General features: G+C 59.5%; 15 protein-coding genes. 9 read left to right on the top strand and 6 right to left on the bottom strand.

Annotated features, from left to right (window positions below; all coding sequences use genetic code 11):
- The first annotated feature begins 19 nt into the window (after positions 1-19).
- Together ACP7BE_RS06680 and ACP7BE_RS06675 are read left to right on the top strand one after the other, a co-directional pair.
- A complete protein-coding gene (locus tag ACP7BE_RS06680; RefSeq protein ID WP_095002098.1) occupies positions 20-730 on the top strand; it encodes a response regulator in 711 nt (236 codons plus the stop codon).
- Entirely contained in the window at positions 727-2,082 is a 1,356-nt protein-coding gene (locus ACP7BE_RS06675; RefSeq protein ID WP_095019514.1) for a sensor histidine kinase, read from the top strand. Before ACP7BE_RS06680 ends, ACP7BE_RS06675 begins: the two co-directional genes overlap by 4 nt.
- 55 nt (positions 2,083-2,137) lie before the next feature.
- Here ACP7BE_RS06675 and ACP7BE_RS06670 read toward each other — a convergent pair whose 3' ends face one another.
- Both ACP7BE_RS06670 and ACP7BE_RS06665 read right to left on the bottom strand, forming a co-directional pair.
- On the bottom strand, positions 2,138-3,475 hold the full coding sequence (locus ACP7BE_RS06670; protein WP_095002010.1) for an MFS transporter: 1,338 nt from the start codon (positions 3,473-3,475) through the stop codon (positions 2,138-2,140).
- A 125-nt stretch (positions 3,476-3,600) separates the two neighbouring features.
- On the bottom strand, positions 3,601-4,497 hold the full coding sequence (locus tag ACP7BE_RS06665) for a DMT family transporter (protein ID WP_095002009.1): 897 nt from the start codon (positions 4,495-4,497) through the stop codon (positions 3,601-3,603).
- A gap of 98 nt (positions 4,498-4,595) precedes the next feature.
- Here ACP7BE_RS06665 and ACP7BE_RS06660 point away from each other — a divergent pair, with 98 nt between their 5' ends.
- A complete protein-coding gene (locus tag ACP7BE_RS06660) occupies positions 4,596-5,927 on the top strand; it encodes a PLP-dependent aminotransferase family protein (protein ID WP_095019512.1) in 1,332 nt (443 codons plus the stop codon).
- A gap of 12 nt (positions 5,928-5,939) precedes the next feature.
- On the opposite strand, the gene ACP7BE_RS06655 is transcribed toward ACP7BE_RS06660, so the two are convergent.
- Positions 5,940-6,377 (bottom strand): Lrp/AsnC family transcriptional regulator, encoded by a 438-nt coding sequence (locus tag ACP7BE_RS06655; RefSeq protein WP_095002007.1) that lies wholly within the window; start codon positions 6,375-6,377, stop codon positions 5,940-5,942.
- 130 nt (positions 6,378-6,507) lie between these two features.
- Between ACP7BE_RS06655 and ACP7BE_RS06650 the strand changes: the two genes are divergently transcribed.
- Entirely contained in the window at positions 6,508-7,404 is an 897-nt protein-coding gene (locus ACP7BE_RS06650; protein ID WP_095002006.1) for a DMT family transporter, read from the top strand.
- A gap of 63 nt (positions 7,405-7,467) precedes the next feature.
- Here the strand turns inward: ACP7BE_RS06650 and ACP7BE_RS06645 are convergent, their stop codons facing one another.
- A complete protein-coding gene (locus ACP7BE_RS06645) occupies positions 7,468-7,959 on the bottom strand; it encodes a hypothetical protein (RefSeq protein ID WP_095002005.1) in 492 nt (163 codons plus the stop codon).
- A 241-nt stretch (positions 7,960-8,200) separates the two neighbouring features.
- On the opposite strand from ACP7BE_RS06645, the gene ACP7BE_RS06640 reads away from it, so the two are divergent.
- From ACP7BE_RS06640 to ACP7BE_RS06620, 5 genes are read left to right on the top strand one after another with little or no spacing between them, the layout of a single operon-like run.
- Complete coding sequence (locus ACP7BE_RS06640; RefSeq protein WP_095018563.1) at positions 8,201-9,781, top strand: ABC transporter substrate-binding protein; 1,581 nt, start codon at positions 8,201-8,203, stop codon at positions 9,779-9,781.
- Positions 9,778-10,749, top strand: coding sequence for an ABC transporter permease (locus tag ACP7BE_RS06635; protein WP_232527677.1), 972 nt, complete (start codon positions 9,778-9,780; stop codon positions 10,747-10,749). Before ACP7BE_RS06640 ends, ACP7BE_RS06635 begins: the two co-directional genes overlap by 4 nt.
- Positions 10,746-11,552 (top strand): ABC transporter permease, encoded by an 807-nt coding sequence (locus tag ACP7BE_RS06630; protein WP_095002003.1) that lies wholly within the window; start codon positions 10,746-10,748, stop codon positions 11,550-11,552. Before ACP7BE_RS06635 ends, ACP7BE_RS06630 begins: the two co-directional genes overlap by 4 nt.
- Complete coding sequence (locus ACP7BE_RS06625; RefSeq protein ID WP_426105231.1) at positions 11,552-12,343, top strand: ATP-binding cassette domain-containing protein; 792 nt, start codon at positions 11,552-11,554, stop codon at positions 12,341-12,343. Before ACP7BE_RS06630 ends, ACP7BE_RS06625 begins: the two co-directional genes overlap by 1 nt.
- Positions 12,336-12,923 (top strand): ATP-binding cassette domain-containing protein, encoded by a 588-nt coding sequence (locus tag ACP7BE_RS06620; RefSeq protein ID WP_095002001.1) that lies wholly within the window; start codon positions 12,336-12,338, stop codon positions 12,921-12,923. The genes ACP7BE_RS06625 and ACP7BE_RS06620 overlap by 8 nt, the downstream gene beginning before the upstream one ends.
- Positions 12,924-12,937: 14 nt before the next feature.
- Here ACP7BE_RS06620 and ACP7BE_RS06615 read toward each other — a convergent pair whose 3' ends face one another.
- Entirely contained in the window at positions 12,938-13,273 is a 336-nt protein-coding gene (locus ACP7BE_RS06615) for a DUF6388 family protein (protein ID WP_095002000.1), read from the bottom strand.
- Positions 13,236-13,499 (bottom strand): helix-turn-helix domain-containing protein, encoded by a 264-nt coding sequence (locus ACP7BE_RS06610; RefSeq protein WP_153328377.1) that lies wholly within the window; start codon positions 13,497-13,499, stop codon positions 13,236-13,238. The genes ACP7BE_RS06615 and ACP7BE_RS06610 overlap by 38 nt, the downstream gene beginning before the upstream one ends.
- Positions 13,500-13,632 lie beyond the last annotated feature (133 nt).

Raw genomic sequence — 13,632 nt, 5'->3', positions numbered from 1 at the left:
CCTTAAGTGGAATGCGCCGGTGAGCAGCCTTTTGATCGTGGACGATGACCTGGAGGTCCTCGCGCTTCTGAAGAAGTTTTTTGTACAACACGGATATTCGGTGGAGGTGGCCACCGATGGCACGTCACTGTGGGCGGCGATGGCGCTGCAACCACCGGACCTGATCATTCTCGACTTGATGCTGCCTGGCGAAAACGGCCTGATGCTGTGTCAGCGTTTGCGTCAGCAATACCCCACGCCGGTCATCATGCTGACGGCCATGGGCGAGCTGAGTGATCGGGTCGTCGGTCTTGAAATGGGCGCCGATGATTATCTGAGCAAACCTTTTGATGCCCGGGAACTGTTGGCCAGGGTGCGTGCCGTGTTGCGCCGGGCAGGGCAGGGCCAGCCCTCGGTCGGGCAGGTGCCGCGGCCACTGATGAAGTTTGCGGGCTGGCAACTGGACCTGACCCGCCGCGAACTTCGTTCCCCGGATCAGGTGATGATTCCCTTGTCTGCCGGAGAGTTCGATTTGTTGTTGGTGTTTGTCGAACATCCCCAGCGCATTCTGACTCGCGAACTGTTGCTGGATCTGGCTCGTGGCGCTGGCCATGACGCGTTCGATCGCAGCATCGACGTACAGGTCAGCCGTTTGCGGCGCAAGCTGGAGTTCGACAGCAAAGGGGTCGAGATGATTCGCACCGTGCGCAATGTCGGTTACCTGTTCACGCCCGGGGTGACCTGTCAGTGACGGGCTGGATTTCAGGCTGGCGCCTGCGCTCACGCAACACCATCGCACGCTGGATTGCCTTGACCACCATTGTCGCGATGCTTACGGCGCTGGCATTCAATGCGCTGTTTACTCAGTTGGCGGGTGTTTGGGCTTACCCGCCGCTGAGTGAAATCGGGCTGCTGGAAAAGATTTCCCTGACGACCAAGCTGATCGAAGCTTCGCCGGCGCAACAGCGCCAACGTCTGGCTGCGGCAGCCACTGACAGCGCCCTGAGCATCAGTTGGCATGCCAGCCGTGCCGGCCTGGATTTGCCGCAGGTGGCCGAAGCCGCCGAGCGTACAGCCACGCCGCTGGCGCAGCGACTGTTCAATAGTCCAGAGCGACGCCTCGAAGCCTATCAGCCTGATGACTGGCCACAGCACAACGGGCATTACGCCCTGCTGGTGCAACTGGAGGATGGCTCATGGCTTATGTTCAGCATCGCATCGCGCAGCTGGGGCCTGGGCCAATGGCAGCGAAACCTGATTTTGATCCTGCTGGTGTTGTTGTCCACGGTGCTGGTCGCACTGATTGCCACGCGCCATCTGGCCAGGCCTTTGCAGCAGTTCGCCGAGGGCGCCCGGCGTTTCGGTGTCGATTTTCGCGCGCCACCCATTGAACCGGTTGGCCCCCGGGAGATCCGTCAGGCCATTCTTGCGTTCAACGCCATGCAGGCGCAGTTGCAGCATTTCATCAAAGACCGTACCCAGATGCTCGCGGCCATTTCCCATGACTTGCGCACCCCGCTGACACGCATGCGACTGCGCGGTGAGTTTATTGACGACCCGGACCAACAACAGCGTCTGTTTCGCGATGTAGACGAGATGCAGGCCATGATCAACTCCAGCCTGGAGTTCTTTCGCGACGATGCCCGGCTGGAGCAGGCCACGCAATTTGACCTGGCAGGGTTGTTGCAAACCCTGATTGATGACTACCGCGACCAGTCCATTGACATTGCCTTCAACGGTCCTGAGCACCTGGTGTATTTGGGCCGGCCGCTTGGCCTGAAACGGGTGATGACCAACCTGCTGGATAACGCTATCAAGTACGCAGGCGAGCCGGCCATCGAGCTGAGTCGGGACGATGAGCAGGTCACTGTTTTCGTTCTTGACCGGGGGCCGGGCATTCCTGTCCAAAGTCATGAGCAGGTGTTTGTGCCTTTTTATCGGCTTGAGGAATCGCGCAACAAAAGCACCGGCGGGGTGGGGCTCGGACTGTCGGCAGCCAGAGCGATTGTGCTGGAACACGGCGGTTCGCTAACCCTGAGCAACCGCACGGGTGGCGGGTTGGCGGTGAGGGTTGTGTTGCCGGTGCTCAAGGGGGCAGGGTGAATGATCTTCTGCAGAGAGTGCCGGGCAGCCCCGGCACTCTCAGCCTCTTGGCCCCTCAGACCGCAGCGACGGCTTGCGCCGCATTTTCGGGTGTCGCCACATCATGCAAGGAAATCCGTGAGGTCTCAGGCAATGCCAGGCCGCCAGCCAGGGCGAGCAGTGCAACTGCAATCAGATAAAACGCGGGCGACATATTGCTGCCGGTGGTGCTGATCAGCCATGTCGCCACCAGCGGTGCGGTGCCGCCAAAAAGGGTGTACGCCATGTTGTAGGTGATGGCCGAAGCGGTATAGCGAGTGCGGGTCGGAAACGTCTCCGAGAGCAAAGCTGCGGTCACCACGCCACACAACACCGCGCCAATTGCCAGCAGCATGACACCGACGATGGACGCTGCGAACCCGCCCGAGCTGGCCATCAGGAACGACGGATACACCGCGACCATCAGTAGAACGCACGCGGTCACCACGGTCGCCCGCCGCCCGACCCGGTCCGAATACAGCCCGGCCAGCGGGCAGATGGCGGCGGCGAAGAGCAGGGCGATCAGCGACACCAGCAAAGCGGTTGCCCGGCTCAAGCCGCCCGCGACCTGCAAGTAGGTCGCGAAGTAAGTGGTGAACATGTAGAAGGACAGTGCCGTCAGCGACACAAAGGCTCCCAGGCAGCAGATCGCCGCGCCATGGTTGCGCAAGGTGTCCTTGAGTGGGGAGTGGGCGACCGCATGCTCCTCCTTCACGGCCTGGAAGGCCGGGGTTTCATCCAGCTTCCAGCGCAAATAAAGCCCTACCAGGCCCAGTGGCGCAGCAATCAGGAACGGCAGGCGCCAGCCCCAACTGCCCATGCTTTCAGCGGATAACGAAGCCTCAAGGGCATAGGCCACTACGGCCGCTGCGGCAAAGGCGGAAAAGGTCGAAACCGGCACAAAGCTGCCGTACCAGGCCCTTTTATCGCTGGGGGCATGCTCCATCAAATAGGCACAGGCCCCGGCGTATTCACCGCCTGCAGAAAAGCCCTGGGCGCAACGAATCAGGGTGAGCAGGATCGGCGCCATAACCCCGATTGCAGCATAAGTGGGCAATATACCGATCAAGGTAGTGGCCCCGGCCATCAGCAAAATGGTCATGGCAAGGGTACGCTTGCGGCCTATCCTGTCCCCCAGCATGCCGAAAAAAATCCCGCCAAGGGGGCGAAAGGCAAAGGCCACCGCAAACACAGCAAAGGTCTTGAGCAATGCGGCACTGGCATCGCCACTGGGGAAAAACTGCTGAGCGATGGTGGTGGCCAGAAAACCGTAGACGGCGAAGTCGAACCATTCGACGAAATTACCGATGGCGGCGGCGACAATCACTTTTCTCAGCGTTTCAGGGCTGACCTGCTCTATGGATACGCTTGTCATGCTGCACCTCGACCTGTCCTCAGTAAGCAATGATTATCGAGGCAGCGGCTGAAACGATTCGCTCCAAAAGTGTCATCGGCATAGTCAGTACCGACTTCTCAGAGGTCAAGCACGGGGGCTACAGGCTACCGGGCGAACTTTTTGGCCCCGGCAACGCACAGGATCACCGCCGCTGTAACACCAAACATGCCCATGCTTACAGTCTCGTGCAGCAAGGTGGCAGCCAGTGCCAGGCCAAAAAATGGTTGCAGCAGCTGCAACTGCCCAACGGCGGCAATCCCGCCCTGGGCCAGCCCCCGGTACCAGAATACAAAGCCTATCAGCATGCTGAAGATCGAGATGTAAGCCAGGCCGAGCCAGGCAGGTGCGCTAATACCTTTGAACGAAGCGGGGGCCCACAACCATGCCAGCGGAGCCATCAATGGCAGTGACAGCACCAGTGCCCATGAAATGACCTGCCAGCCGCCCAGCGTACGCGACAACCTGGCCCCTTCGGCATAGCCAAGACCACAGATCAGTACTGCCAGGAGCATCAGGATGTCACCCTCGGGCGCTGCGCTCAGGCCCTGCGCCAGGGCATAGGCCACGACGCACGCGCTGCCCAGGATCGAGAACAGCCAGAACGCCGGCCGTGGCCGTTCACCCCCGCGCACCACGGCGAAGGCTGCGGTAGACAGCGGCAGCAGGCCAAGGAAGACAATGGTGTGGGCCGATGTCACATGCTGCAAAGCCAGCGCGGTCAGCAGCGGAAACCCCACCACCACCCCGGTTGCCACCAGCAGCAGGGGCACCAGCTGGCTGCGCTGCGGCCGCCGGGCCTTGAACAACCCGAGCATGGCCAGGGCCAGTACCCCGGCAATACTGGCGCGGGCCAGGGTGAGGAACACGGGATCGAACTCCAGCACCGCCACCTTGGTTGCGGGCAATGAGGCGCTGAAAATGACCACGCCGATAAAGCCGTTGATCCAGCCGCTGAGGTTTTTTTCGGTGGTGGGGTGTTGCAGGTGGGAAGTACGTTCCATCGAGTCTCAGGCTCCAGGCTAATCGCGGGATTGCATTCAATGCATCCTAGGGCTGATGATTAATGACAATCAAAAAATTGTCATGGATACAAAGCCCGATGTCCCGTTCCCGCTACAAGCTGCTGGTAGACGCGTTTGCCGACGATATCCGCTCAGGCCGTTTGCCGCCGGGCACGCGTTTGCCTACCCATCGCCAGCTCGCAGCCAGCGAAGGGCTGGCGCTGGTCACGGCCAGTCGCGTGTATGCCGAGCTAGAGGCCATGGGGCTGGTCAGTGGCGAAACCGGGCGTGGCACTTTTGTCCGGGAAACCTCGCTACCACCAGGCCACGGTATAGACCAGCCCGACGTGATCGCGGGGATGCTGGATCTCAATTACAACTATCCCTCCTTGCCGGGCCAGGCCGAACTGTTGCGTACTGCGCTGCGGCAGTTGGCGTTGTCTGGCGATCTGGAATCGTTGTTGCGCTACCAGCCCCATGGCGGGCGCCTGCATGAGCGCGCCTCGGTCGCGAGGCACCTGGCCAGGAGCGGGTTGAATGTGCCCGCCGAACAGGTGTTGATCGTCAACGGCGCACAACACGGGTTGAGCGTGGTGCTGATGGCACTGCTCCAGCCTGGTGACGTGATCGCGGTGGACGCCTTGACCTACCCAGGTTTCAAGGCACTGGCGCTGGCCCTGCACCTTGAATTGCTGCCCATCCCGAGCACGGAAAGCGGGCCGGATCTGGATGCCCTCGCCAGGCTGTGTCGCCGTCGCTCTGTGCGTGCTGTCTACAGCATGCCGACGTTGCACAATCCGTTGGGGTGGGTGATGAGCCTGGAGCAGCGCCAACACTTGGTCGCGATCGCCCGGGCACATGATCTGCATATCATCGAAGATGCGGCCTACGCTTTTCTGGTCGATAACCCGCCGACGTCTTTGGCTGACTTGGCGCCGGAAAGAACCGTTTACGTGTCTGGGTTTTCCAAAAGTGTCGCAGCGGGTTTACGCGTGGGCTTTATCGTCGCGCCCGCAGAAAAGGTCAGTGTCCTTGAGCGGATAATCCGAGTGACTGCCTGGAATGCTCCCGGTGTGATGACCGCTATCACCAGTGCCTGGCTCGACGATGGCACCGTGACCCGGCTGGAGTCGCAAAAGCGCAAAGACGCACAGGCAAGGCAGCTCATTGCTGATGAGCAGTTGGCGGGGTTGCACAGGATCCGCCATCCTTCGTCCTACTTTGTCTGGTTGCCTCTGTCAGAGGACGCCCGGGCGGACCAGGTTGTTGCGGCGTTGGCGCGTGAGCAGGTCTCGGTGTCGACCGCGCAGCCCTTTGCAACTTCGGCCCATGTGCCCCATGCGATAAGGCTGGCGCTGGGCTCGGTGGGCATGACGGCCCTGCGTGAGGGCCTGGCGAAAGTGAAGTGGGTGGTTCAGGCCCATGCTTAGGGAGGGGCGCACTCAGGCCATAGGCGGCAACCGGCGTTTGACCGGGCTTTTTTTGATGATCGACGTATTGGTTTCGGCGTAAGCATTGAGGCCATCAAGCAGGCTGTCCAATTGCTCGATTGAACGCACATGCAGACGGGCAATAAAACAGTCATCGCCCGTCACCTTGTCGCACTCGGTGAACTGGGGGATGTTCTGGATCTGGCGCTCCACTTCCTGCAACTGCCCCGGTAGCGGTCGAATGCGGATGATGGCCTGGAGTTGATAGCCAAAGGCTTTGGGATCGACTTCCACGGTGTAACCCTTGATCACTTCGCGCTCTTCGAGCTTGCGAATGCGCTCGGCGACGCTGGGTGACGACAGGCCGCTGAGGCTGGCCAGTGTTTTCAGGGAGCTGCGTGAGTCTTGCATCAGTGCGCTGATCAACAGCTGATCTATCTCGTCGCTCATCTTTGCTCCTTAGGCCAAATTGGCAGAATGCCTTAACACTAAAGGCAAAAATGACGAATTGCCTTTTCTGGATTATGGCGCTGCATGAATCGCGATTGCCATACTGTTTCCTACTTTGAGGGAGGCAAATATGGACAAAACCACGCAACGCGGTTCGCTGGAAATGGTCGCAGCCATGCTTATCTCCGGCACCATTGGCTGGCTTGTCCTGCTAAGCGGGCAAGCAGTGCTGGATGTGGTGTTCTGGCGCTGTGTGTTTGGCGCGGTGACGTTGCTGCTGATCTGTGCGCGGATGGGTTTTTTACGCCGCGGTCTGCTGAACCGCACTACCTTTGCGCTGGTTGTTTTGAGCGGCGTGGCCATCGTTGCCAACTGGGTGTTGTTGTTCGCGTCCTACTCCAGGGCCTCAATCGCCATTGGTACGGCGGTCTACAACGTTCAGCCATTTATCCTGCTCGGTCTGGCAGCGTTGTTCCTGGGTGAAAGAATAACCCTGCACAAACTGGCCTGGCTGGTGGTGTCGTTTGTGGGCATGTTGGCGATCGTCAGCGCCCACCACGGGCAAGGGGAGAGCGGCAGTGAGTACTTGCTGGGGATTGCCCTGGCGCTGAGTGCGGCCTTGATGTACGCCGTGGCCGTGCTGATCATCAAACGCCTGCGCGGGATCCCCCCGCACCTGATCGCGCTGATCCAGGTCAGCACCGGCGCACTGCTGCTGGCACCCCTGGCCAACGTCACTGAGCTGCCTGCTGGCGCACAGGCGTGGGGCGCCTTACTGACGCTTGGCGTAGTCCATACCGGCTTGATGTATGTACTGCTCTACGGAGCAATCCAGAAACTGCCCACGGCATTGATCGGAGCACTGAGCTTTATCTACCCCATTGCAGCGATATTTGTGGACTGGTTTGCCTTTGGCCATCGCCTGGAACCGCTGCAATGGGTGGGCGTGGCGGCGATTTTAATCGCGGCAGCCGGGATTCAGCTGGGGTGGCGGGTGGGAGGGCGGCGGGTAGTGAGTGGAGGATAATGGCTGTTTAAATGCACTTGGTCACGGTGAGCGTTCATGGCCAAGTGCATTGATGGGCCTGGCTTAAATCCCCGACCGACTCATCGGGCTGATCATGCGCACGCCCAGACTCAGTGCCTGGGTTACCAGCGCTCTCATATCGGCGGTGTTTTCGTTGTTGACGCACTGCGCCAGTTTTTCGCCCAGGGTCGGCGCAGTGTCGGTGCCTTCCGGGTAAGCGCGCAGGATCAGCAGCCCGCTGTTGGTCAGAACCACTTCGTAAAAGGCTACGCCCGACATGCCGTCGAAGTGGATGTAGCCAATATCCGCCAGCCATTTGACCGTGGCCAGGAACAGGTTCTCTTCTTTTTCCAGCGCCTCGCGGTTGCTGTCCGCCAGGCCTTTGTAGTCGATAAAGCGCTCGGCAGTCAGGGTGATGGGCAAGGGGAAGTTACGGTACAGGTGGCCCAGGATCAAACCGGCATAGCAGTCGAACAATTCGATATTGTTGGACGGCAAGGTGTTGATCGAGTGAACGTTTTTTTCTGTGAGGTGACCGGCTAATCCTTTGAACATGCGAACCTCTGTCAGCTGTGTCTGTATGGCGTGACTGAATAAGCGTACCCATTGGTATAGCACAGTCATGCCCGGGGAACCTGACCTGTGGCAATTGTTACAAGGTAAGACGTATCGCCTGGAAAACCCCTAAAAAATCAGATGCATAACTGGCTATTTAAAATCAGCCTGCTATTACTGTGGGGCGCGATAACCTGCGTACGGCCCGTTTGGCCGAGGCCATTTCATATCAGGAGGATAGATGTCAAAACCCGCATGGATGCGTAACACCCTGGTGGCTGCGGCCTTGTTGAGTGTGTTGGCAGCGCCTGTTGTCTCAGCGCAGGACCGCACCCTGCAACTGGCCATTGGTGATGAGCCGACCGAAGGCTTTGATCCGATGCTGGGCTGGAGTCACGGCAGTTATCTGCTGTTGCACAGCCCTTTGCTCAAGCAAAACGAAGATTTGTCCTGGAGCGGTTTTCTCCTCAGCGATTATCAGGCCAGCGCGGATGGCAAGACCTGGACCCTCAAGCTCAAGCCCGACCTCAAGTTCTCCGACGGCTCGCCACTGACCGCCAAGGACGTGGCTTACACCTACAACAATGCGGCGGCCAGTGGTGGCAAGGTCGACATGGGCAACTTCCTCAAGGCCGAGGCGGTTGATCCGCTCACGGTGCGTATTGAGCTCAAGGCGCCGCAAAGCACGTTCGTCAATGTGCTCGGTTCGCTGGGGATTGTCTCGGCAGACCAATACGACGCCAAAACCTACGCGCAAAAGCCGATTGGCGCCGGGCCTTATCGGTTGGTCAGCTACCAGCCGGGTCAGCAGTTGATCGTTGAGGCCAACCCGTACTACGCAGGGCAGAAGAACGATTTCAACAAACTGGTGTTTGTGTTCCTGGATGAAGACAGCGCTTTCGCTGCCGCCCAAAGCAAGCAGCTGGGTATTGTGCGCATCGCCCCTGCGCTGGCCGTGACGCCTGCCGCGGGCATGAAACTGTGGGTTCGCCCCAGTGTGGAAAACCGTGGCATCGTGATGCCAACCCTCGCGTCCGGTAAAAAAGATGCCCAGGGCTACCCGATTGGCAATGATGTGACGGCTGATGTGGCCATCCGCAAAGCCATCAACTACGCCATCAATCGCCAACTGCTTGCCGATCAGATTCTCGAAGGCCACGCGATCCCGGCCTACACCGGCGTGCAGGGTTTACCGTGGGATAACCCGGATGCGCTGTTCAAGGATGGCGATACCGACAAAGCCCGGCAGATACTGGAAGACGCAGGCTGGATTGAAAACGCCCATGGCATCCGTGAAAAAAACGGCCTGCCGGCCAAAATCACCCTGTGGTACGCCAGTGGCGATGCCACTCGCCGGGATCTGGCCCAGGCCGTGCGCTCAATGCTCAAGCCCGTGGGCATCGACGTAGACCTGAAGTCCGGCAGTTGGGAAACCGTTGAGCGCAACATGCACGCCAATCCGACCCTGTTTGGCTGGGGTAGCCTCGACCCGATGGAGCTTTACCATCACTACAGCAGCAAGGCGGCAGGCGTGGAATATTACAACCCCGGTTATTACCAGAACCCGGTTGTCGATCAGCATCTGCAGCAAGCCCTCGATGCGCCGACCTGGCAGCAGGCGGTGCCGTTCTGGCAGCAAGTGGAGTGGGACGGCAAAACCGGCGTCGGCGTTAAAGGAGATGCCGCCTGGGCCTGGTTGCTCAATGTTCAGCACACTTACCTCACCGATGAGTGCATCGATCTGGGTAAGGGCGCCCCGGAAATCCACGGTTCCTGGTCGCTGCTCAACAGCGTTGATCACTGGAAGTGGACCTGCCGGTGATCCGCGGCCTATCGCTGTTTGTGCTGCGTTTGCTGGGCCTGCTGCTGGTAACGGCAGCGGGCACCTTTGCCTTGCTCAGTTTTTCTCCGGTAGACCCGATCCGGGCCTATATAGGTAACGATCTGTTGCATGTACCGCCCGAGCAATATCCATTGATTGCGGCGCGCTGGGGGCTCGATCTGCCGTTATGGGAGCGCTTTTTGCGCTGGTTCGGGCAAATGCTGCAAGGCGATTTCGGCTATTCAATGCTCTATAACGCGCCGGTCTCGCAGGTGATTGGAGAGCGTTTTGCCACCTCCTTTGCACTGCTGTTTTCGGCCTGGCTGTTTTCCGGCATCGTCGGCCTGGCCATGGGGCTGACGGCCGGGCGTTATTTGAACCGTTGGCCTGACCGCCTTATTTCGACCCTGTCCTATGTGCTGGCATCCATGCCGACGTTCTGGATTGGCCTGCTGTTGCTGTCACTGTTTGCCGTGACGCTCAACTGGGCGCCGATCTGCTGCGCCTGGACCCCCGGCAGCAATGCCGAAACCGCAACCTGGGGCGACAAGTTGCGACACTTGATCCTGCCCATGCTGGCCCTGGGTGTACTGGGCGTGGGCAATATCGCCCTGCATACCCGCTCGCGGGTGGCTGAAGTGATGAACAGCGAATTTATTCGTTTCGCCCATGCCCAGGGCGACAAAGGCTGGCCGCTGATCAACTTTCATATCCTGCGCCATGCCATCACCCCGGCCTTGTGCCTGCAATTTGCCTCGGTGGGGGAGTTGATCGGCGGTTCGTTGCTGGCTGAAAAAGTATTCGCTTATCCAGGCCTGGGGCAGGCCACGATCGATGCCGGATTACGCGGCGATATTCCATTGTTGATGGGGATCGTGATGTTCTGTGCGGTGCTGGTATTCACCGGCAACAGCATTGCCAACGCGCTGTTACTGCGCCTTAACCGCGGGGCGGCGCGCCAGGTATGACCTACAACCCCAATCGCGCCTTGCTAAGGCTCTGCCTCTCGTTGCTGATGCTGCTGGGATTGATCGCCTACGGTATCTCAATCATCAATATTGATGTCTCCATGGATCTGCTGGCACGGCGCCTGCCACCGTCTGCCGAGTACTGGTTTGGCACTGACAGCCTGGGCCGTGATCTGTGGCTGCGGTGTTTTCAGGGTATGACCACCAGCCTGCAGATCGGCCTGACCGCAGCGTTCAGCAGCGGCTTTCTGGCGATGCTGGCCGCCAGTCTGTGTGCGCTGAACAAAACCCTGGATTACCTGATTCGCGGGTTGATCGACAGCATGCTGGCGCTGCCGCATTTGTTGCTGCTGGTATTGATTTGCTTCACCTTGGGCGGTGGCAAGCAGGGGGTCATCCTGGCCGTGGCGCTGACCCACTGGCCACGCCTGGCCCTGATCCTGCGCGGCGAGATCCTGCGTATCCGCGAGACCGATTTTGTGATGCTCTCCCATCGCCTGGGCAACAGCAGCTTCTATCGCTGGCGTCATCACTTGTTGCCGTTGCTGATGCCGCAGTGGATCGTCGGTACCCTGTTGATGTTCCCCCACGCAGTTCTGCATTCGGCGGCGTTGAGTTTCCTGGGCTTCGGCCTGGCGCCCCATGATCCGTCATTGGGCCTGTTGCTGGCCGATGCGCTAAGGTATTTGAGCAGTGGTGCCTGGTGGCTGGCGTTTTTTCCGGGTTTGATTCTGGTGGGCCTGGTACTGGTTTTTGACCAGTTTGCACGGGCATTGCAGCAGCTCTGGATAAGGATTACCTGATGCTGAAATTCGACCGGTTTGCGATCGACGTTGCGCACTATCATTGGTTGGGCCATAAAACCTGGCATCCGCTGCTGAGCAATATCTCCCTTGAAGTACGCCCCGGAGAATTGACGGCGCTGGTGGGCTCCAGCGGCGAAGGCAAAAGCCTGCTGCTGCAAAGTGCCTTGGGCTTGCTCCCGGAAAACATGCGTTGTCGCGGCGAAATAGTGCTCGACGGGCAGCTGCTGGGGGAGGCCGGCAAGGTCAATCAGCGGGGCAAAGCCCTGTGCTATGTACCCCAGGGTGTCAACGCCCTGAACCCGCTGATCAAGGTCGGGCCGCAATTGCAGCGTGCTGCGCACTTGAGCGGGGTCAGGCTGGGGCTTGGCGATGTGGCCGAGCAGCTCACGCACTACAACCTCAAGCCAGAACTGGTGGACGAATTCCCGCGCATGTTGTCAGGGGGCATGGCCAAGCGCGTTCTGGCCAGTTGCGCGGCCTTGACTCCTGCGCGTTATATCCTCGCGGACGAGATCACCTCATGGCTGGATGACGAACATGCCTGCCAACTGTTGACCCATCTCAAGGGCTTTTGCCTGCAAGGTCGGGGGATTTTGTGGGTGACCCATGATCTGGCCCTGGCGGCGCGCTTTGCCGACAGGATCGCTGTGTTGCATCAGGGCGAGCTGCACGAAACCCTGAGTGCCCTGGAACTGCGCGAAAACGGCGGCAGCCCCTGGTTGCAGTCGTTGTGGGCAGCCTTGCCGGAACAACAGTTTTTTGCCCGGCGGGTGCCGGAATATGCTTGAGGTCCAGCAATTAAGCATTGTCCAGGATGGCCGGCAGCTCTGGGACTGTGTGTCGTTTCAGGTGCGGCCGGGGGAGCGTCAGGGCATCTCGGCGCCCAGCGGTTATGGCAAAACCACCCTGGGCCGGGTGCTGGCGCAATGGCAGTCAGCAACCTCGGGCAGCATCACCGTGGATGGCAAAGCGCTTGCGAAAAAGGGCTATTGCCCGGTGCAGCTGGTGCCGCAGCATCCTGAACAGACCTTCAACCCTTATCGCACAACGGGCGAGAGCCTGCGTGATGCCTGGTCGCCAGATGCCGCCTGGCTGGCACGCCTGGCGGTGAACCCCGGGTGGTTGGCCCGTCGCCCGGACGAATTGTCTGGCGGAGAACTGGCGCGTATCGCTTTGCTCAGGGCGCTGGATCCGCGCACCCGCTACCTGATTGCCGATGAAGTGACGGCGCAACTGGATGCGCATGTACAGGCGCAGGTGTGGCAAGTCTTGCTCGAAGAGACCAGGCGTCGGGAGCTGGGGATGATTGTGTTCAGTCACAACAAGGCGTTGTTGCAGAAGGTATGTTCGAGTATCTGGCTGCCCTAGCCTCGCACGGCTCGTCAACTGCTACGGAGCGGGCCATGCAGTTCGCAGTATTCAACCCATTCCATGCCGGCCATTTGCGCCACTTCGCGATGCACTTCAAGGCGCTGGGCCTCGAATTCTTGCGGGCTGGCGCTGGTCAATTGCAGGGTCAGCTCCCAGGCGAAAAATCCCAGACGCTCAGCCTCGGCCTCAAAGGCTTCGTTCAAGCGTTCCTGGCGATATTCCTTTATCGATTGGCCGATAGCGCGGGCGGCCAATGGGTTCAATGTCTCAAGCGCCACGACCAGTTCAGGGTGGTCACTGAGAAAGCGATCAAGTGCTTTTTGATGTCGGGTGCCGGGTTCGGTCACAACTGATTTCCTCGTAAACAGGCAGGGTGTGCTTGCCGGTGATGATGAACACTACATCAATACCGAGCAGAGTAATGGCCGCCAGATAGTCGGCGCGGGGCAAGGTGATATCGCGCTCATAGTAGCTTTGTGCATGGCGCCCCACACCCCCCGCATCCGCCAGTTGTGCCTGTGTCAGTTTCAGGCGCAAACGCTCATGTTTGAGTCGCTCACCGTATGTGTTCATAAACATCGCCTATGTCAGGCATTAAGGGTTTGAAAAAATAGTAGGCCAAATGAAGAAATTGGGAAAGATGGGCGGTGAATAACGACCCGTTTTTGTAAGCACAAGCAGGAGGGCAAAAGGCACTCCTGCCTGG

This window comes from Pseudomonas sp. TWR1-1-3, assembly GCF_049896805.1.
GTDB classification, from domain to species: Bacteria; Pseudomonadota; Gammaproteobacteria; order Pseudomonadales; family Pseudomonadaceae; genus Aquipseudomonas; species Aquipseudomonas bubulae.
This window is presented reverse-complemented; position numbering and strand designations above follow the sequence as displayed.

Bases quoted from the DNA above. Each gene is read 5' to 3' on its own strand.
- ACP7BE_RS06620 (WP_095002001.1), top strand. From the start codon at position 12,336: ATGCTTGAGGTCCAGCAATTAAGCATTGTCCAGGATGGCCGGCAGCTC.
- ACP7BE_RS06660 (WP_095019512.1), top strand. From the start codon at position 4,596: ATGTCCCGTTCCCGCTACAAGCTGCTGGTAGACGCGTTTGCCGACGAT.
- ACP7BE_RS06645 (WP_095002005.1), bottom strand. From the start codon at position 7,959: ATGTTCAAAGGATTAGCCGGTCACCTCACAGAAAAAAACGTTCACTCG.
- ACP7BE_RS06640 (WP_095018563.1), top strand. From the start codon at position 8,201: ATGTCAAAACCCGCATGGATGCGTAACACCCTGGTGGCTGCGGCCTTG.
- ACP7BE_RS06655 (WP_095002007.1), bottom strand. From the start codon at position 6,377: ATGAGCGACGAGATAGATCAGCTGTTGATCAGCGCACTGATGCAAGAC.
- ACP7BE_RS06630 (WP_095002003.1), top strand. From the start codon at position 10,746: ATGACCTACAACCCCAATCGCGCCTTGCTAAGGCTCTGCCTCTCGTTG.
- ACP7BE_RS06665 (WP_095002009.1), bottom strand. From the start codon at position 4,497: ATGGAACGTACTTCCCACCTGCAACACCCCACCACCGAAAAAAACCTC.
- ACP7BE_RS06670 (WP_095002010.1), bottom strand. From the start codon at position 3,475: ATGACAAGCGTATCCATAGAGCAGGTCAGCCCTGAAACGCTGAGAAAA.
- ACP7BE_RS06650 (WP_095002006.1), top strand. From the start codon at position 6,508: ATGGACAAAACCACGCAACGCGGTTCGCTGGAAATGGTCGCAGCCATG.
- ACP7BE_RS06610 (WP_153328377.1), bottom strand. From the start codon at position 13,499: ATGAACACATACGGTGAGCGACTCAAACATGAGCGTTTGCGCCTGAAA.
- ACP7BE_RS06625 (WP_426105231.1), top strand. From the start codon at position 11,552: ATGCTGAAATTCGACCGGTTTGCGATCGACGTTGCGCACTATCATTGG.